The organism is Mycobacterium sp. E802 (assembly GCF_001666875.1).
Lineage (GTDB): Bacteria > Actinomycetota > Actinomycetes > Mycobacteriales > Mycobacteriaceae > Mycobacterium.
Genome location: NZ_LZJD01000082.1, coordinates 1 through 17855, shown reverse-complemented (window position 1 = coordinate 17855; position 17855 = coordinate 1). Strand labels below are relative to the sequence as shown.

General features: G+C 66.4%; 19 protein-coding genes, 2 pseudogenes and 1 riboswitch. Of the genes and pseudogenes, 12 read left to right on the top strand and 9 right to left on the bottom strand.

Going from position 1 to position 17855, the window contains the following annotated elements:
* The first annotated feature begins 11 nt into the window (after positions 1–11).
* Genes A5699_RS12280 through A5699_RS12270 form a run of 3 tightly spaced genes read left to right on the top strand, consistent with a single transcriptional unit; the run spans position 12 to position 2986 of the window.
* Positions 12–434, top strand: a complete 423-nt coding sequence (locus A5699_RS12280; RefSeq protein WP_197508273.1) for a succinate dehydrogenase hydrophobic membrane anchor subunit — start codon at positions 12–14, stop codon at positions 432–434.
* Between the two features lie 3 nt (positions 435–437).
* A complete protein-coding gene (gene sdhA, locus A5699_RS12275) occupies positions 438–2192 on the top strand; it encodes a succinate dehydrogenase flavoprotein subunit (RefSeq protein WP_067769593.1) in 1755 nt (584 codons plus the stop codon).
* A gap of 2 nt (positions 2193–2194) precedes the next feature.
* Entirely contained in the window at positions 2195–2986 is a 792-nt protein-coding gene (locus tag A5699_RS12270) for a succinate dehydrogenase iron-sulfur subunit (protein WP_067769590.1), read from the top strand.
* Between the two features lie 76 nt (positions 2987–3062).
* On the opposite strand, the gene A5699_RS12265 is transcribed toward A5699_RS12270, so the two are convergent.
* Positions 3063–3431 (bottom strand): hypothetical protein, encoded by a 369-nt coding sequence (locus A5699_RS12265; RefSeq protein ID WP_231965694.1) that lies wholly within the window; start codon positions 3429–3431, stop codon positions 3063–3065.
* A 105-nt stretch (positions 3432–3536) separates the two neighbouring features.
* Here A5699_RS12265 and A5699_RS12260 point away from each other — a divergent pair.
* Positions 3537–4133 (top strand): annotated as a pseudogene (locus A5699_RS12260) (carboxymuconolactone decarboxylase family protein); the annotation flags it as partial.
* Here A5699_RS12260 and A5699_RS12255 read toward each other — a convergent pair.
* From A5699_RS12255 to A5699_RS12245, 3 genes are read right to left on the bottom strand one after another with little or no spacing between them, the layout of a single operon-like run.
* On the bottom strand, positions 4096–4617 hold the full coding sequence (locus tag A5699_RS12255; protein ID WP_067769586.1) for a PPOX class F420-dependent oxidoreductase: 522 nt from the start codon (positions 4615–4617) through the stop codon (positions 4096–4098). The pseudogene A5699_RS12260 and the gene A5699_RS12255 sit on opposite strands and share 38 nt — an antisense overlap.
* Positions 4617–5525, bottom strand: a complete 909-nt coding sequence (locus A5699_RS12250; RefSeq protein ID WP_067769584.1) for a sigma-70 family RNA polymerase sigma factor — start codon at positions 5523–5525, stop codon at positions 4617–4619. Before A5699_RS12250 ends, A5699_RS12255 begins: the two co-directional genes overlap by 1 nt.
* 44 nt (positions 5526–5569) lie before the next feature.
* Positions 5570–7057: a gamma-aminobutyraldehyde dehydrogenase gene (locus tag A5699_RS12245; protein ID WP_067769582.1), complete on the bottom strand. Its 1488-nt coding sequence runs from the start codon at positions 7055–7057 to the stop codon at positions 5570–5572.
* Between the two features lie 123 nt (positions 7058–7180).
* Between A5699_RS12245 and A5699_RS12240 the strand changes: the two genes are divergently transcribed.
* From A5699_RS12240 to A5699_RS12225, 4 genes are all read left to right on the top strand, one after another.
* Positions 7181–7693: an Lrp/AsnC family transcriptional regulator gene (locus A5699_RS12240; RefSeq protein ID WP_067769578.1), complete on the top strand. Its 513-nt coding sequence runs from the start codon at positions 7181–7183 to the stop codon at positions 7691–7693.
* On the top strand, positions 7690–9060 hold the full coding sequence (locus A5699_RS12235; protein WP_067769576.1) for an aspartate aminotransferase family protein: 1371 nt from the start codon (positions 7690–7692) through the stop codon (positions 9058–9060). The genes A5699_RS12240 and A5699_RS12235 overlap by 4 nt, the downstream gene beginning before the upstream one ends.
* 39 nt (positions 9061–9099) lie before the next feature.
* Entirely contained in the window at positions 9100–10098 is a 999-nt protein-coding gene (locus A5699_RS12230) for an SMP-30/gluconolactonase/LRE family protein (RefSeq protein ID WP_067769574.1), read from the top strand.
* Between the two features lie 79 nt (positions 10099–10177).
* A complete protein-coding gene (locus A5699_RS12225) occupies positions 10178–11395 on the top strand; it encodes a D-alanyl-D-alanine carboxypeptidase family protein (protein ID WP_067769572.1) in 1218 nt (405 codons plus the stop codon).
* Between the two features lie 136 nt (positions 11396–11531).
* On the opposite strand, the gene A5699_RS12220 is transcribed toward A5699_RS12225, so the two are convergent.
* Positions 11532–12389 (bottom strand): nitronate monooxygenase family protein, encoded by an 858-nt coding sequence (locus A5699_RS12220; RefSeq protein ID WP_082957677.1) that lies wholly within the window; start codon positions 12387–12389, stop codon positions 11532–11534.
* A 22-nt stretch (positions 12390–12411) separates the two neighbouring features.
* Positions 12412–12476, top strand: a riboswitch (guanidine-III (ykkC-III) riboswitch).
* 12 nt (positions 12477–12488) lie between these two features.
* On the opposite strand from A5699_RS12220, the gene A5699_RS12215 reads away from it, so the two are divergent.
* Positions 12489–12806, top strand: coding sequence for a multidrug efflux SMR transporter (locus A5699_RS12215; protein WP_067769570.1), 318 nt, complete (start codon positions 12489–12491; stop codon positions 12804–12806).
* Here A5699_RS12215 and yhjD read toward each other — a convergent pair.
* Positions 12803–13819: an inner membrane protein YhjD gene (gene yhjD / locus A5699_RS12210; RefSeq protein ID WP_067769567.1), complete on the bottom strand. Its 1017-nt coding sequence runs from the start codon at positions 13817–13819 to the stop codon at positions 12803–12805. The genes A5699_RS12215 and yhjD overlap by 4 nt on opposite strands.
* Positions 13820–13840: 21 nt before the next feature.
* Positions 13841–14857: a tryptophan--tRNA ligase gene (gene trpS, locus A5699_RS12205; protein WP_067769564.1), complete on the bottom strand. Its 1017-nt coding sequence runs from the start codon at positions 14855–14857 to the stop codon at positions 13841–13843.
* 41 nt (positions 14858–14898) lie between these two features.
* Between trpS and A5699_RS12200 the strand changes: the two genes are divergently transcribed.
* The gene (locus A5699_RS12200; RefSeq protein ID WP_067769562.1) at positions 14899–15426 is read left to right on the top strand and encodes a hypothetical protein; all 528 of its coding nucleotides are present in this window, start codon (positions 14899–14901) and stop codon (positions 15424–15426) included.
* On the opposite strand, the gene A5699_RS12195 is transcribed toward A5699_RS12200, so the two are convergent.
* Positions 15423–16232, bottom strand: coding sequence for an exodeoxyribonuclease III (locus A5699_RS12195; RefSeq protein WP_231965693.1), 810 nt, complete (start codon positions 16230–16232; stop codon positions 15423–15425). The two genes, A5699_RS12200 and A5699_RS12195, sit on opposite strands and share 4 nt — an antisense overlap.
* Positions 16233–16304: 72 nt before the next feature.
* Here A5699_RS12195 and A5699_RS12190 point away from each other — a divergent pair, with 72 nt between their 5' ends.
* Positions 16305–17132, top strand: a complete 828-nt coding sequence (locus tag A5699_RS12190; RefSeq protein WP_067769560.1) for an alpha/beta fold hydrolase — start codon at positions 16305–16307, stop codon at positions 17130–17132.
* A gap of 104 nt (positions 17133–17236) precedes the next feature.
* On the opposite strand, the pseudogene A5699_RS12185 reads toward A5699_RS12190, so the two are convergent.
* Positions 17237–17650, bottom strand: a pseudogene (locus A5699_RS12185) (NADP-dependent isocitrate dehydrogenase); the annotation flags it as partial.
* Here A5699_RS12185 and A5699_RS12180 point away from each other — a divergent pair.
* A partial coding sequence (locus A5699_RS12180) for an NADP-dependent isocitrate dehydrogenase (protein ID WP_369806693.1) occupies positions 17619–17855 on the top strand: 237 nt, incomplete at its 3' end. The pseudogene A5699_RS12185 and the gene A5699_RS12180 sit on opposite strands and share 32 nt — an antisense overlap.

The window sequence follows — 17855 nt, the reverse complement described above, 5'->3', positions numbered from 1 at the left end:
CCGCACCGGTGATGGAACGCGAACACGACCGGCCGGCTGCGCTGGACCACCCGCGCGCGCCCCGTCGTCCCCGCGGTATCCCGTACTTCGAAAAGTACGCGTGGCTGTTCATGCGGTTCTCGGGTGTCGCCCTGGTCTTCCTGGCCCTGGGCCACCTGTTCATCATGCTGATGTGGTCCGACGGTGTTTACCGCATCGACTTCAACTATGTCGCGCAGCGGTGGGCCTCGCCGTTCTGGCAGATCTGGGACATGGCCCTGCTGTGGCTGGCGATGATCCACGGGGCCAACGGCCTGCGGACCATCATCGGCGACTACGCCCGTAAGAACACCACGAAGTTCTGGCTGAATTCGCTGTTGCTGCTGGCCACAGGGTTCACCCTGGTTCTGGGCACCTACGTCTTGGTCACCTTCGACCCGAATATTGGGAGCTGACCCATGATTCAGGAACATCGCTACGACGTCGTCATCGTCGGCGCGGGCGGCGCCGGCATGCGCGCAGCCGTCGAGGCCGGTCCGCGCGTCCGCACCGCCGTGCTGACCAAGCTGTACCCGACGCGTTCGCACACCGGCGCAGCCCAGGGCGGCATGTGCGCCGCGCTGGCCAACGTCGAAGAGGACAACTGGGAATGGCACACCTTCGACACCGTCAAGGGTGGCGATTACCTCGCTGACCAGGACGCCGTCGAGATCATGGCCAAGGAGGCCATCGACGCGGTGCTGGACCTGGAGAAGATGGGGATGCCGTTCAACCGCACCCCCGAGGGCCGCATCGACCAGCGCCGCTTCGGCGGGCACACCCGCGACCACGGCAAAGCCCCGGTGCGCCGGGCCTGCTACGCCGCGGACCGCACCGGCCACATGATCCTGCAGACGCTGTACCAAAACTGCGTCAAGCACGACGTGGAGTTCTTCAACGAGTTCTACGCCCTGGACATCGCGCTGACCGAGACCCCGGCCGGCCCGGTGGCCACCGGCGTCATCGCCTACGAGCTGGCCACCGGCGACATCCACATCTTCCACGCCAAGGCGATCGTCTTCGCCACCGGCGGGTCCGGCCGGATGTACAAGACCACCTCCAACGCCCACACCCTGACCGGTGACGGCCTGGGCATCATCTTCCGCAAGGGACTTCCCTTGGAGGACATGGAGTTCCACCAGTTCCACCCGACCGGTCTGGCCGGCCTGGGCATCCTGATCTCCGAAGCCGTGCGCGGTGAGGGCGGCCGGTTGCTCAACGGCGAGGGCGAGCGGTTCATGGAGCGCTACGCGCCGACGATCGTCGACCTCGCGCCGCGTGACATCGTGGCCCGGTCGATGGTGCTGGAGGTGCTCGAAGGCCGCGGCGCCGGACCGAACAAGGACTACGTCTACATCGACGTGCGTCACCTCGGCGAGGACGTGCTGGAGGCCAAGCTTCCCGACATCACCGAGTTCGCCCGTACCTACCTGGGCGTGGACCCGGTCACCGAGCTGGTGCCGGTGTACCCGACCTGTCACTACGTCATGGGCGGCATTCCCACCACGGTCCACGGCCAGGTGCTGCGCGACAACACCAACGTCATCCCCGGCCTGTACGCCGCGGGTGAGTGCGCCTGCGTCTCGGTGCACGGCGCCAACCGCCTGGGCACCAACTCGCTGCTGGACATCAACGTGTTCGGCCGTCGTGCCGGCATCGCCGCCGCCGAGTACGCCGCCAACCACAACCACGTCGACCTGCCGGAGAACCCGGCCGACATGGTGGTCGGCTGGGTCGGCGACATCCTCTCCGAGCACGGCAACGAGCGCGTCGCCGACATCCGCACTGCCCTGCAGCAGTCGATGGACAACAACGCGGCCGTGTTCCGCACCGAGGAGACGCTCAAGCAGGCGCTGACCGACATCCACGCCCTCAAGGAGCGCTACGCCCGAATCACCGTGCACGACAAGGGCAAACGCTACAACAGCGACCTGCTGGAGGCCATCGAACTGGGCTTCCTGCTGGAACTGGCCGAGGTGACCGTGGTCGGTGCGCTCAACCGCAAGGAGTCCCGCGGCGGCCACGCGCGTGAGGACTACCCGAACCGCGACGACACCAACTACCTGCGCCACACCATGGCGTACAAGGAAGGCCCCGGGCTGCTCGCCGACATCCGGCTGGACTACAAGCCCGTGGTCCAGACCCGGTACGAGCCGATGGAACGGAAGTACTAGCAATGGCACCTGTCGCAGAAGTTGTAGATAAGCCCGAAGCCGGCGATCCGCCCCTGCCCCCCGTGCCCGAGGGCGCGGTCATGGTGACGCTGAAGATCGCCCGGTTCGACCCCGAAAACCCCGACGCCGCCGGCTGGCAGAGTTTCCGGGTGCCGTGCCTGCCCTCAGACCGGCTGCTGAACCTGCTGCTGTACGTGAAGGGCTACCTGGACGGCACGCTGACGTTCCGTCGGTCCTGCGCCCACGGAGTGTGCGGTAGCGACGCCATGCGGATCAACGGTGTGAACCGGCTGGCCTGCAAGGTGCTGATGCGCGACATGCTGCCCAAGAACCCCAAGAAGCAGCTGACCATCACCATCGAGCCGATCCGCGGCCTGCCCGTGGAGAAGGACCTGGTGGTGGACATGGAGCCGTTCTTCGACGCCTACCGCGCCGTCAAGCCGTTCCTGATCACCAGCGGAAACCCGCCCACCAAGGAGCGCATCCAGAGCGCCACCGACCGGGCCCGTTACGACGACACCACCAAGTGCATCCTGTGCGCCTGCTGCACCACCTCGTGCCCGGTGTATTGGAGCGAGGGGTCGTACTTCGGCCCAGCCGCGATCGTCAACGCGCACCGGTTCATCTTCGACTCACGTGACGAGGCGGCCGCCGAGCGTTTGGACATCCTCAACGAGGTCGACGGTGTGTGGCGTTGCCGCACCACGTTCAACTGCACCGAGGCGTGCCCGCGTGGCATCCAGGTGACCCAGGCGATCCAGGAGGTCAAGCGCGCGCTGATGTTCGCGCGTTAGATCTTCGATGTTCCGCCGAGTGTGAAGACGATCGCGAGATTTCTCGAAAATCTCGCGATCGTCTTCACGTTGGGCATCAGAAGGGGGCGCCGGCATCCCGGAGGGCTTGGCGGGTGCGGTCGATGATGATGCGTTGGCGGTGACGCAGCAGATCAGCGCCGACGCGAACGATGCGCCAGCCGAGTTCGCGGTACTGGGCATCCTGATCGATGTCCTTGGTGCGCTGTCGCGGATCGGTCCAGTGGTGAATGCCGTCGTACTGCACGCCGACCTTCCATTCCGGCCAACCCATGTCGATGCGGCCGATCCACGTATATCCGTCGAACACGTTGATCTGGGTCTTGGTCGGGCGCATGCCCGCTTTCGTGTACACCAGTCGGAGCCGGGTTTCCTGCGGTGATTCGGCGCCATAGTCGGCAAGATCCAACACCTTCCGCAACTGCACGCAGCGCAGGTCAGTACGGTTCCATCGCCCGCCAGTGTGAACATGATGGTCAGAAATCTCGGAATTTCGCCATTATGTACACACTCGGCGTCACAAACTCAGCGGCCATCTCGTCTACTGGATATGACCGAGACAAAAACACGAATCGCTCCCGTCACCCCCAAACAAGCCGGCCTGTTGACCCGTGCCATGTACTGGTTCGCCAAGCGTCAGTTCGGTGAGGTGCCCGAACCGTTCACCGTGGCGGCACACCACCCGCGTCTACTGGTCGCCAACGCGGCACACGAAATGCTGTTGAAGAGTGGCTCGAAGAAGCTGCCGGCCAGCGTCCGGGAGCTCGCGGTGTTCTGGACCGCCCGCACCGTCGGCTGCTCGTGGTGCGTGGACTTCGGCTCCATGCTGATGCGGCTGGACAACCTCGACATGGAGCGCCTCAAGTCGATCGACGACTATGCCAGCTCGCCACTGTTCACCGACGACGAGCGAGCCGCGATCAGCTACGCCAATGCCATGACCACCGATCCGCACACCGTCACCGACGAGCAGGTGGCCGACCTGCAACGCCGCTTCGGCGACGACGGCGTGATCGAGTTGACCTACCAGATCGGGGTGGAGAACATGCGGGCCCGGATGTATTCGGCGCTGGGCATCACCGAGCAGGGGTTCAACTCCGGGGATGCGTGCCGGGTTCCCTGGGCGTGATCTCGATGTACGCCATGGGCACACCGAGCGTTTGACTGCCGGCATCCAGGCTGCGCTCGAACAACTTCATCGGCAGACTCCAGTTGGCCGCGATCACCGACTCGGCGTGCGCATGTTCGGATTCGTCGAGGATGCGGGCCACACCGGCCACCACCGGACCGCTGGGCTTGCCGCGCAGATTGCACGCCACGACGAGGACGTGCGGGTTGTTCCGAATGCGCCTGACCTTGGCGGTCGACGCATCGGTGCGGACGTAGAGCTTGCCCGGACCGGCGAGGTCGATGCCGTGGTTGATCGGGCTGGGCACCGGCTCCCCCGAACGTCGGTACGTCACCAACACGATCTGGCGGTGGTTCTCGAACCCGGCGAAATCCGACCCGGTCGCCGGGCCGATGTCGAAGGCGTCACGGTGACGCATCTTGTCCATGCCGCGGAACATCATCCGGCTGAAGGTTTGGGCCAGGGTTCCGGGCTCGTTCGGCATCACCGGGCACCTCGCAACGGGGATCCGGTGAACTTGTCCGGGTTGGCGATGTCCCATACCGCGCAGACCAAGCCGTCGCGGACGGTGAATATCGTGACCCGCGGCATCATCTCGGGGTAGCCGTCACCGGCGGGTGCGCCTGTCGTGTAGACGCCCAGCTGGCCGTTGACAAGCGCAAATTGACTGCCCGCCAACCAATTCGGGCCGTACTTCTGGGCCAGTCCGAGGATGAAGCGGGCCACCTTGTCCGGTCCGTGGATGACGCGGGCAGCGGTCGGGGCGCGCCGGTTCGAATCGCCGGTGAACGTCACGTCGGGATGCAGCAACCGGACGACGGCGTCGAGCTCCCCCGACGCCAGGGCGGCCATCAGCTCGCCCGCAACCTGGTTGTGCACATCGTCGGACGACGACGGCGGTGGGTTGTCGGAGACTGCGCGGCGGGCCCGCGAGGCCAACTGGCGGGCCGAGGCGTCGCTGACTCCGAGCACGCGGGCGATTTCGCCGAAGGGCAGGCCGAAACCGTCGTGCAACACGAACGCCACCCGCTGATCGGGCGTGAGCCGTTCGAGCACCACCATCGCGGCGAACCGCGCGTCCTCGCCTGCCACCACCGCGTTGAGCGGATCGTTCGCATCTAGCCCGGTCACGACAGGCTCGGGCAGCCATTCGCCGTAATAGGCCTCGCGTCGATGGGCCGCAGAACGCAGCCGGTCCAGCCCCAACCGGCTCACCACGGTGGTCAGCCAGGCGCGTAGGTCGGCGATCGCACTCTTATTGTCGTGCCAGCGCAACCAGGCGTCCTGGACGATGTCTTCGGCATCGGCATAGGTACCCGTCAACCGATAGGCGACCGCCAACAGGTGCGGCCGCAGCGCCTCGAACTCGTCGGTGCGCGCCGCAGTGGTCACAGACCAAGCTTAATCCCGCCGAGCGTGACCGCGGCACACTGCGGTCAGCGCTTGTTGAATACCGTTCGGTGCCAGCCCTTTTCGACCACACCGGTGATGTCGCTCATCACGTGCTTGATGGCGAGGTACTCCTCGAACGAGTAGTCGCTCATGTCCTTGCCGAAGCCGGACGCGCCGACGCCGCCGTGGGGCATCTCGCTGATGATCGGGATGTGGTCGTTGATCCACACGCATCCGGCGTTGATCTCGCGTGAAGCCCGCTGCGCGCGGTACACATCGCGGGTCCAGGCCGAGGCGGCCAAGCCATAGTCGGTGTCGTTGGCCTGCCGGATCGCATCGTCGTCATCGGTGAACGACCGCACCGTCAGCACCGGGCCGAAGATCTCGTCGCGGTACACCTCGGAGGTCTCCGCGACATCGGCGATGAGGGTGGGACGGTAGAACGCGCCAGGCAGATCAGGAACCACGCCGCCGGTGACGACACGGCCGCCCTGCTGGGGTGCCCGGGCCACCATGCCCGCCACCTTGTCGCGGTGCGCGAAGGAGATGAGCGGCCCGAGGTCGGTGTCGGGATCGTGCGGGTCGCCGACGACGATCTTGCTCATCACCTCTGCCACGCCGGCGACAAAGTCGTCGTAGAGATCGCGAGCGACGATCGCCCTGGTGGCCGCGGTGCAGTCCTGGCCGGTGTTGATCAGGGAAGCGGCCACGGCTCCCTGAATGGCAGCGTCCAGATCGGCGTCGTCGAACACCACGAACGGCGCCTTGCCGCCCAGTTCGAGCTGGGTGCGGTGACCGTGGGTGGCTGCGGCGGCCATCACCTTGCGGCCGACGGCAGTCGACCCGGTGAAGGTCACGACGTCAACGTCACGGTGTGCGGCCAGGGCCGTTCCCACGTCGGCGCCACCGCCGGTGACCACGTTGAACACGCCGTCGGGCAGACCGGCCTCGGTGGCCAGCCGGGCCAGCGTGAGAGTGGTCAGTGGGGTGACCTCGGCGGGCTTGATGACGACCGAACAGCCGGCGGCCAGCGCCGGGATGACCTTCCACACCGCCATCTGCAGCGGGTAGTTCCACGGGGTGATGGTCGCGACCACGCCGACGGCCTCACGCCGGATGCTGGAGGTGTGGTCGCCTGAGTACTCAGCGGTGGCCTTGCCTTCCAGGCGACGGGCGGCACCGGCGAAAAAGTCGATGTTGTCGATGCTGCCGGGCACGTCGAACTCGGTGGCCAGCCGCACCGGCTTGCCGGTCTGGCTGACCTCCTCGGCGATCAGTTGATCGGCGTGCTCGTCGGCGAGCTTGGCGAGTTTGGCCACTACTGCTGACCGTTCGGCCGGAGCGGCCTTCGCCCAGCCGGGGAATGCCTTACGTGCAGAGGCGACAGCGGCATCCACATCGGCCTCAGTGGCCAAGGAGTAGTCAACGACAGCCTGGCCGGAGGCCGGGTCGATGATCTGGTGGATGGGTCCGGCCGTCGCCACCGGTGCGCCGTCGATCCAACTGCTCGTCACATTCACTGCCACACTCATGGGGCCCCACGGTAACCGAAGACATGAACGTTCTCTACGCAATCCCGTGTCACACCCGGGTTGCGACGAAGGATTTCATTGATTCAGTTGCCGCAAACAACGGATTCCGTGCACAATCGGTGGATGACCAACCCTGAGGGCGCTGACCTTCAGCCCGTGCCGCTGCGGGTGAACAATTCTCGCACCGCCTTTCAGCTCGATGATCTGTCGAAGGCGATCATCGAGAAACTCCAAGCCGACGGACGCCGCTCGTACGCCGGAATCGGTAAGGCCGTGGGACTGTCGGAGGCCGCGGTGCGGCAGCGCGTGCAGCGCATGGTCGACGCCGGGGTCATGCAGATCGTCGCGGTGACCGATCCACTGCAACTCGGCTTCGCGCGGCAGGCCATGATCGGCATCCGCTGCACCGGAGACACGCTCAAGTTGGCCGAAAAGCTGTCGGCCCTCGAAGCGGTGGACTATGTCGTCCTGACGGCCGGATCGTTCGACGCGATCGTCGAGGTGGTGTGTGAGGACGACGACAGCCTGCTCGAACTTCTCAACACCGAGATCCGGTCCCTGCCCGGAGTGATCACCACCGAAACCCTCGTTTACCTCAAACTCGTCAAGCAGCAATACAACTGGGGAACCCGATGACCAACACGGAGACAACCGATCTGGGCGCCAAGGCCAATCGCCACCTGTGGGGCCACTTCGCCCGGCACGGCGAGGGCATCACCCCGCCCATCATCACCCGCGGCGAGGGCGTGCGCATCTTCGACGACACGGGCAAGAGCTACATCGACGGGTTGAGCGGCCTGTTCGTCGTGCAGGTCGGCCACGGCCGAGCCGAGTTGGCCGAAGCCGCAGCCAAACAGGCCGAGAAGCTGTCGTTCTTCCCGCTGTGGTCCTACGCCACACCGCCGGCCATCGAACTGGCCGAACGCGTCGCCAATTACGCGCCGGGCGACCTGAACCGGGTGTTCTTCACCACCGGCGGCGGCGAGGCCGTCGAGAGCGCCTGGAAGCTGGCCAAGCAATACTTCAAGCTGACCGGCAAACCCGGTAAGCACAAAGTGGTTTCACGTGCGATCGCCTACCACGGCACCCCGCAGGGCGCGCTGGCGATCACCGGAATCCCGGCCTTCAAGGCGCCGTTCGAGCCGCTGACCCCCGGCGGCTTCCGCGCGCCGAACACCAACTTCTACCGCGCACCGGCCGAATACGCGCATGACGAAAAGGTTTTCGGTCGCTACTGCGCCGACCGCATCGCCGAGGCCATCGAGTTCGAGGGCCCCGACACCGTGGCCGCAGTGTTCCTGGAACCGGTGCAGAACGCGGGCGGCTGCTTCCCACCACCACCCGGCTACTTCGAGCGGGTGCGCGAGATCTGCGACTCCTACGACGTGCTGCTGGTGTCCGACGAGGTGATCTGCGCCTACGGCCGCATCGGATCGATGTTCGCCTGCGACGACTTCGGTTACGTGCCGGACATCATCACCAGCGCCAAGGGCCTGACTTCGGGTTACTCGCCGCTGGGGGCGATGGTGGCCAGCGATCGGCTGTTCGAGCCGTTCAACGACGGCAAGACAGTCTTCGGCCACGGCTATACCTTTGGCGGACATCCGGTTTCGGCCGCGGTGGCGATGGCCAACCTCGACATCTTCGAGCGCGAGGGGCTCAACGACCACGTCAAGGAGAACGCCCCGGCGTTCCGGTCCACCTTGGAAAAGCTCTACGACCTGCCGATCGTCGGCGACGTCCGCGGTGAGGGATTCTTCTACGGCATCGAGCTGGTCAAAGATAAAACGAGCAAGGCCACGTTTGATGACGAAGAGTCCGAGCGGCTGCTGCGCGGCTTCCTCACCCCGGCATTGTGGGAGGCCGGGCTGTACTGCCGCGCCGACGACCGGGGCGACCCGGTGATCCAGCTGGCCCCGCCGCTGATCAGCGGGCAGGCCGAGTTCGACGCGATCTACGAGATCCTGCACGGCGTGCTCACCGAGGCCGGCAAGCTGCTCTGATTCGCTACCGGAATAGCGATTCGGCGGCAGACTGACTGCGTGCCACGCAAACCGCCGATCGATCCGATCCGTTGGACACCACCATCGATCGATCCGCTACCGGACTTCGGGCCGGCCGAGCTCACCATCGTCCCGATGCCCGGCCACGGGCCCGAGGACGTCGTCGTCGACGCCTCCGGGCAGCTGTGGACCGGTTTGGAGGACGGTCGCATCGTGCGGGTCTCCCCCGCCGGTGACACGACCGTCGTCACCACTACCGGCGGGCGGCCGCTGGGCCTGCACGTCGCCCGCGACGGGCGGGTTTTGATCTGTGACAGCCACCGCGGGCTGCTGGCGTTGGATCCTGACTCCGGCGCGTTGACGACGCTGGTCGAGTCCGTGGCCGGCCGGCCCTTGAGGTTTTGCTCCAATGTGACCGAGACTGCCGACGGCACAATCTATTTTACCGAGTCGACCAGCCAGTTCCATTACGAGCATTTCGCCGGTGCGGTCATGGAGGCCCGTGGGCGGGGCAGCTTGTTCCGGCTCGGCACCGACGGCACGGTCACCACACTCGTCGACGGCCTGTACTTCGCCAACGGCCTGACCGCCACCGCCGACGAATCGGCGTTGGTGTTCGCCGAAACCCAGGGCCGGCGGTTGTCGAAGTACTGGCTCAGTGGGCCGCAGGCCGGGACGGTGACGCCCCTGGCAGTGCATCTGCCGGGGTATCCGGACAACATCTCCACCGGTGGCGACGGCCGGATCTGGGTGGCGATGGTCTCCCCGCCGAACGCCGCCGCCGAGGCCCTCGCACCACGGGCCCCGGTGATCCGAAGGCTCTTGTGGCGGTTACCCGATCGGCTCCAGCCAAAGATCCGGCCGCACGTATGGGTGCTGGCTTTCGACCCTGGCTCCGGCGACGTGCTCACCGGAATTCAGGCCACCCGTCCGGACTTCGGCACCGTCACCGGCCTGGTGGAATCGGCGGGCAAGTTGTGGATGTCGACGATCGCCTTCCCGGCGTTGGCGTATGCCGACGTTCCGGGTGTGCGTTAGCGCAGTTTTAACACCAGTCACACCAGCCACAGCGTGGCAAACCGCAAACGGCGTCGACGTGGCCTAATCTTCGGACACGATGGCGACCTTGCAGAAGACGACCCGGCGCGTGGTGTCCGCGTTCGCGGCACTGGCGATGCTGACCGCACCCCTGATGACGGCCGGTGCGGCCAACGCCGATCCGGCCGTGGACTGCCCGTACCGGGTGACGACCCCGCCGGCCGTGGACGCCTCAGAGGTTCCCAAGCCGGGCGATCCAACCCCCGGCCCGCTCCCGGTGCCCACCAAGACAATTGGTGGTGAGGCGCTGTCGAGCTGTGGCGTGATCACTGCGCCCGACACCCCGCAACTGCCCAACGATGTCTCGGCCGAGGCCTGGCTGGTCGCCGATCTGGACAGCGGCGACATCATCGCCGCGCGCGATCCGCACGGCCGGCACCGCCCGGCCAGCATCATCAAGGTGCTGGTGGCCACCGCCGCGCTCAACGAACTCAACCTCAACAAGCTGGTCGCCGGCACCCAGGAGGACGCCAACTCCGAAGGCACCCGCGTCGGCGTCGGCCCCGGCGGCCAGTACACGATCAACGATCTGTTGCACGGTCTGCTGATGCACTCCGGCAACGACGCTGCGCACGCGCTGGCGGTGCAGTTGGGCGGGATGGACCCGGCGTTGCAGAAGCTCAACATCTTGGCCGGCAAGCTCGGCGGCCGCGACACCCGGGCCGCCACGCCCTCGGGTCTGGACGGCCCGGGCATGAGCACCTCGGCTTACGACATCGGCCTGTTCTACCGGTATGCCTGGCAGAACCCGGTCTTCGCCGACATCGTGCGGACCCAGAGCTACGACTTCCCCGGCCGCGACGGCAACGCGTCCTACCCCGTCGAGAACGACAACAAGCTGCTCTACAACTACCCGGGCGCCCTCGGCGGCAAGACCGGGTACACCGACGACGCGGGCCAGACCTTCGTCGGCGCAGCCGAACGCGACGGCCGCCGCCTGGTGGCAGTTCTCATGAAAGGCACCCGGGTGCCGATCGCCCCATGGGAGCAGGCTGCCCATCTGCTCGACTACGGTTTCGCCACCCCACCGGGAACCAAGATCGGCACGCTCGTCGACCCGGACGCGTCACTCAAGCCCAAGCCGGCCGAGCCCGATGCCGCCGCGGCGCAGGCGGCGTCGGTGCTACCGCCCGCCGATGCCCTGCCGGTCCGGGTGGGCGTCGCGGTGGTCGGCGCTCTCATCGTGTTCATGCTGATGATGGGCGCGCGGTCGCTGAATCGCCGCACCATCCGGTGACGTTCCAGCCTGTCAGCGCAAACACCCAGCAATCAATCATGAATTTGCCGATTCGGCTGACAATTAATTGCCGCTCGAGTTGAATACTCCTCGAGCCTGCCAAACCGCCGCCGCTCTAGACGGTTTGGCAGGCTCATCAATGCCAGCGTGCCAGCAGCTCCGTAGCGCCCCCTGTCAGCGACTTCACGATTTCGGCAACCGTTTCGGAGCGTTGGACGGCCCCGACTCCCTGCCCCGCGTTGACCGGCGAGCCGGCCAACACCCGCTCAGGGATGCTGCTCGGCCACCGATAGCCCGCAGCAAGATCGTATTCGCTGGTCAACTCGGTAGCGTCGCCGTCGGCAGCGATGAGAGCCGTGCGCGCCGGGTCCGGGGTGAGCGACTCGGCACAGGCGGCGAACGCCGTGCCGACCCAGACCGCGGCCGCGCCGGCCGCCAACACCGCGGCCACCGCCCGGGCCGAGGAGACCCCGCCGGCAGCCAGCACCGGCACGTCGACGGCATCGAGCACATCGGCCAGCAGCGGCAGGGTACCCACCGTCGGCTCACCATGACCGCCGCCCTCGGCACCCCGGGCCACCACCACGTCGACGCCGGCGTCGACCGCGCGCCGGGCCGCGTCGAGTGTGGCCACCTGGGTCGTCACCGTCAGGCCCGCATCGTGGGCCCGGCGGACCCACGCCCAATCGTCGCCGAAACTCACGCTCAGCAGCGCCGGCCGGGCCGCCACCGCGACGTCGAACAGCTCGGGCCGGTCCTGAACCACCCAGTGCACCAAGCCGATTCCGAATCGGGACCCCTCGACGTGGGCCAGCTCGGTCCGCAATTGCTCGGCGGTGGCCGAACTGCCCATCCCGACCATGCCCAGACCGCCCGCCGCAGAGACCGCGGCGGCCAGCCGACCCCCGGCCGCTCCGCCCATCGGCGCGTTGACGATCGGAACGTTGATGCCCATGGACCGCGACCACGTGGTTGCCAAGCTCACAGCCTGCAATGTTACGTCGTTGTTACAATGGTTTTCGCCAGCACCTGGCACCGGACGAGGCACACCCGTACCCGGACAGCGACAAGACGGGATGTTTGGAGGTGTCTCATGGCCTGGTTGATTCTCGTCGTCTCAGGTGTCTTGGAAGCGGTCTGGGCGACCGCATTGAGCAAGACCGAGGGCTTCACCCGCCTGGCGCCATCGGTGGTATTCGGTGTGGCACTACTGTTCTCGATGATCGGGCTGGCCATCGCCATGCGAACCCTGCCTCCCGGCACCAGCTATGCGGTGTGGGTAGGCATCGGGGCGGTGCTCACCGTCGGATACGCGATGCTCACCGGCGCCGAGTCCGCATCGGTGGTCAAGGTATTGCTGATGCTCGGTGTCGTGGGCTGCATCGTGGGCCTCAAGGCCGTCAGCCACTAACGACGCAGCAGCCGCGAAAGACCCAGCGCACCAATTGCTCCCGCCGCTGCAGCGGCCAGGACACCGGGCGCGCCCAGCCCCTCGCGGACTTGCACACGGGTGACGATCTGGGCCGGGTCGGGCGGAAGCACCGGCGCCTCGGCCAGGCTCTCTCTGGACGTCGCCGCCCAGGCGGTCGCGAACAGGATCAGCCGCGCGGTGACATAGGCGAACACCATCAAGCCCAACACCGGGCCGAATGTCGCCCCGGCGGGTCCGTTGATCACCGATTGCAGGTAGATCGAGGCCACCTGCTTGAAGATCTCGAAGCCTACGGCAGCCAGCAAGCCGGCCCGGATCGACCGACGGAACGGTACCGGCTCGCGCGGTAACCGGGAGATGATCCAGGTGAACAACAGCCACGAGATCGCGACGGACACGCTGATCGAGATGACCCGCAGCCCGCCGCCGAGTACCGCACCGTCGTGAAGGCCGATCCAGCGCAACACCTTTCGCATCAGGGCGGGGTCGCCGAGGACGGTCAGACCGATGGTGATCACCATCGCCAAGAACGCCGACACCAAGGCGAACAGATCGGAGAGCTTGTTGCCGACGAAGTTGGACTCGGCGTGTTGCTCCCACATTTGGCTGAGCGCCTGGCGCAGGTTGGACATCCATCCCAGCCCGGCCCACACCGCCGTCGCCAACCCGATCACGCCGACCGTGCCACGCGAGGCGATTGCCGAATCCATCAGCGTCACCAGTTGCTGACCGAGGTCGCCCGACACCGCATCACGGATGCGGTCCTCGATCTGGTCGAGCAGATCGCGTCGCCGAGCCAGCAGGAAACCGCCCGCAGCGAAACCGACCATCAACAACGGGAACAGCGCGAAGATCGTGAAGTACGTGATGCCTGCGGCGTAGAAGTTGCCGTTGCAGTCGTTGTAGCGCTCCTGCGCCCGCATGACATGGTCGAACCAGGGAAAGCGCGCGCGCACCCGGGCCAGCATTCCGGGCTTCTCCGGCTCGTCCACCGCCAACCCCTCCCCTGGCACCTATGGTGTTTGCTGGAGAAACCCTATCCTGTCGTAAACCCGCGCGAGGGTATTGCCGGCGACCTCTCGGGCGTGTTCGGCCCCGGCCGCCAGAACCGACTGGAGCTCAGCCGGGTCTGCCAGCAATTCGTCCACCCGGGTCTTGATCGGAGTGACGAACTCGACGACAGCCTCGGCCGTCTCCTTCTTCAGGTCTCCGTAGCCACGGCCGGCATAGCCTTCGACCAGCTTGCCGATATCGGCACCGGTGACCGCGGACTGGATGGTCAACAGGTTCGAGATGCCGGGCTTGGCCTCGGCGTCGAACCGGATTTCCCGCTCACTGTCGGTCACCGCCGAGCGAATCTTCTTGGCCGTGGCCTTTGGATCGTCGAGCAGGCTGATCAGCCCGGCGTCACTGGCCGCCGACTTGCTCATCTTCGCCGACGGGTCCTGCAGGTCGTAGATCTTGGCCGTCGCCTTCGGGATCATCGCCTCGGGGACGACGAACGTCTCCGGGAACCGGGCGTTGAACCGCTGCGCCAGGTCGCGGGCCAGCTCCAGGTGCTGGCGCTGATCCTCCCCCACCGGGACCAGATCGGTGTCGTACAGCAGTACGTCGGCGGCCATCAGCACCGGATAGGTGAACAACCCGACGGTAGTGGCGTCCGCGCCCTGCTTCTGCGACTTGTCCTTGAACTGCGTCATCCGCGAGGCCTGGCCGAAACCGGTGAAACAGCCCAGCACCCAAGCCAATTGGCTGTGCTCGGGCACGTGGCTCTGGACGAACACGGTGCTGCGGGCCGGGTCGATGCCCAGCGCCAGGTACTGCGCGGCGGTCACCAGGGTGCGCCGGCGTAAGGTTTCGGGATCCTGCGGCACGGTGATGGCGTGCTGGTCGACGACACAGAAGAACGCCTCGTAACCGTCCTGCAGCTGCGCCCAGTGCGTGACGGCACCCAGCGCGTTGCCGAGGTGCAGGGAATCCGAGGTGGGCTGTGCGCCGGAGAACACGACGCTCTTGGTGGGGACGCTCATGATGGTTCGATCTTGTCACGCGACCTGAAGGGAACCGAACCGTGTCCAACCGCATCACCGCCGACCACGATCCGGCGGTGGCCGACATCACCCTGAGCAACGGCGTGACGTCAGTGTTCCTGTCGGTGCTACTGCTCAGCGGGTCAGACCTGGCCCGCGATGACCACCAGGTGGCCACCATCTGCTGGCTGGCCGATCGGGACGACTCGCTGGTCGGCCTCGGAACCGTCGGCTTCGACGTATCCGAGCTGGGCTGGACCGCCGCAGGCTTTGACGCCCAGAAACAGTTCCTGCTGCAGGTCGTGGACACTGCCGTGCACCGCCACCGCTGGGAGGTGCTGAGCTATCAGCCGGATGCCGCGTCGCTCATCGAGTACCTGACAGCGTTCCGGTCGATGATCGCGGCGTTTCCGGCCGATGCCTGCGGTGACGGAAGTTCCGGCGCCTCGGTCACGGCCGATGTGCGCGCCGATCGGGCGCAGTGCCCTCGTCACCGCGTCCTGCTGCACAACCGGTCCGACGATGACGCCGAGTGCTGCCTGATCTGCAATGACGAGCCGGTCGACTAACTGAACGCGACCGTCACCGGCGAGTGATCCGACCACCGCAACGCATATAGCTCGGCTCGGTCGACCCGCGCCGAGGTGGCCCGCGCCGCCAGCGTCGGGCTGGCCAGGTGGTAGTCGATGCGCCAGCCGGCGTCGTTGTCGAACGCCTTTCCGCGCCATGACCACCAGCTGTAGGGTCCGGCCACGTCGGGATGCAGCACCCGCACCACATCCACCCAACCGGTGCCCAACAACTCGGTGAGCCAGGCCCGTTCGCTGGGCAGGAAGCCGGCCTTCTTGAGGTTGCCCTTCCAGTTCTTGATGTCGTTCTCGGTGTGGGCGATATTCCAATCACCACACAGCACCGCGTCGTGGGCATGCAGCTCGGCCATCCGCGCCGCGAGGGTGGCCATGAACCGCTCCTTCTCCAGCTGACGGTCCGTCTCGGCCTCGCCGGTCGGTACGTACACGCTGGCCACGGTCACCCCGGCGGTGTCCACCTCGAGGTAGCGCCCGTGGGTCTCGAACTCGTCGGAGACCAGCAGCCGCGCCGCCTCGATGGGGTGACGGGACAACACGGCAACGCCGTTGCGCCCCTTCACATGCGGAACGGCCGAGGCCAGGTTCCAGCCATCGGCCAATGCCGGCGCCAGGGCATCGCTGAGCTGCTCGTCGTCGGCCCGGGTTTCCTGCAGACACACCACGTCAGCCTCGGTTTCCTTGAGCCAGGGCAGCAGACCGAGATTGTCGGTGGACCGCTGCTTGACCGCGGCGCGAATACCGTTGACGTTGATGGTGCTGACGGTCAGGGATGCCGGAGTTGCCACGGCCCAGACCCTACCGATGGGCAACGACAGCCCCCTTGCGGTACCGGCGGTATCACCTTAGGGTCGGGCGGCATGGCAGAACGTGCTCCCATTCATCTCGGCTCTGGCGAGCCGATCCTGCTGCTGCACCCATTCCTGCTGTCGCAGAGCGTCTGGAAATACGTCGCACCGCAGCTCGCCGCCACCGGCCGCTACGAGGTGTTCGCCCCGACCATGGCCGGCCACCACGGCGGTCCGCACGCGCCGCTGCTCCTCGACGTCGCGACGTTGGCCGACGATGTCGAGCGCCGGCTCGACGAAATCGGCTGGTGCACCGCCCACATCGTCGGCAATTCCCTGGGCGGCTGGGTCGCCTTCGAGCTGGAACGGCGCGGCCGGGCCCGCACGTTGACCGGCATCGCCCCCGCGGGCGGCTGGTCGATGCACACGCTGGCGAAGTACGAGATCATCGCCAAATTCATGGCCGCACTTCCGGTGGTCCTGACCACCGCGGTGCTGCGGCGGCAGTTGCTCAAACTGCCACTGACCAAGCAGATTTCATACGTAGCCGTGAGCGCGACACCCGACGTGCTCAACGACAGCGACCGCCGCGATCTGATCGACGACCTGGCACACTGCCCGGCCTACTTCAAACTCATGGTCAAGGCCTTGACCACCGCGGGCCTGATGGAGATCGAGAACTCCCGCACCCCGACTCAACTGGTGATCTGTGAAAAGGACCGCGTCCTGCCGACGCCGCGATTCACCCGGCACTTCACGAACAGCTTGGCACCGGATGCCGTGGTGAAGACACTGGACGGTGTCGGCCATGTGCCGATGTTCGAGGCGCCCGACACCATCACCCGGGTGATCACCGAGTTCGTGGATAGCCACATCGACCAAACGCGCGCCACGGGGTAGGCCGGTACAAAGAACGCCCAGATTGCACCCAGGGACAAAATCTCGGCGGGATTTGTCCCTGGGTGCAATCTCGGTGAGGCTGGCCCGACGTGAGCCGGGAAGGCTTAGACCTTCTCGGAGGCCGCCAAGGCCTCGTTGAAGGTCTTGCTCGGCCGCATCACCTCGGCGGTCTTCTCCCGATCCGGGTAGTAGTAGCCACCGATATCGGCCGGCTTGCCCTGCGCGGCATTGAGTTCGGCGACGATGGCCTGCTCCTGCTCACCGAGCGTCTTGGCCAGCGGGGCGAAGTGCTCGGCCAGTTCCTTGTCCTCGGTCTGCTCGGCCAGCGCCTGCGCCCAGTACAGCGCCAGATAGAACTGGCTGCCACGGTTGTCGAGCTCGCCGGTCTTGCGCGACGGAGACTTGTTCTCGTCCAACAACTTTCCGGTCGCGGTGTCCAGCGCCGCGGCCAGCACCTTGGCCTTGTCGTTGTTGAGCTTGTTGCCCATGTCGTCCAAGCTGGCGCCCAGCGCCAAGATGCTCTCGATCGTGCCGTTGATGGCCGGTGGTGGCCTGTACGAGACCGGTGCCGGCGGCTCGGCGCCCAAGCACGTGCACCAGCTGGTGGAGGAGAACCACCTGCGCTGGGATTCGCTCGGTGAGTTCCTGGCGCTGGGCGCCAGCTTGGACGACATGGGCAACAAGCTCAACAACGACAAGGCCAAGGTGCTGGCCGCGGCGCTG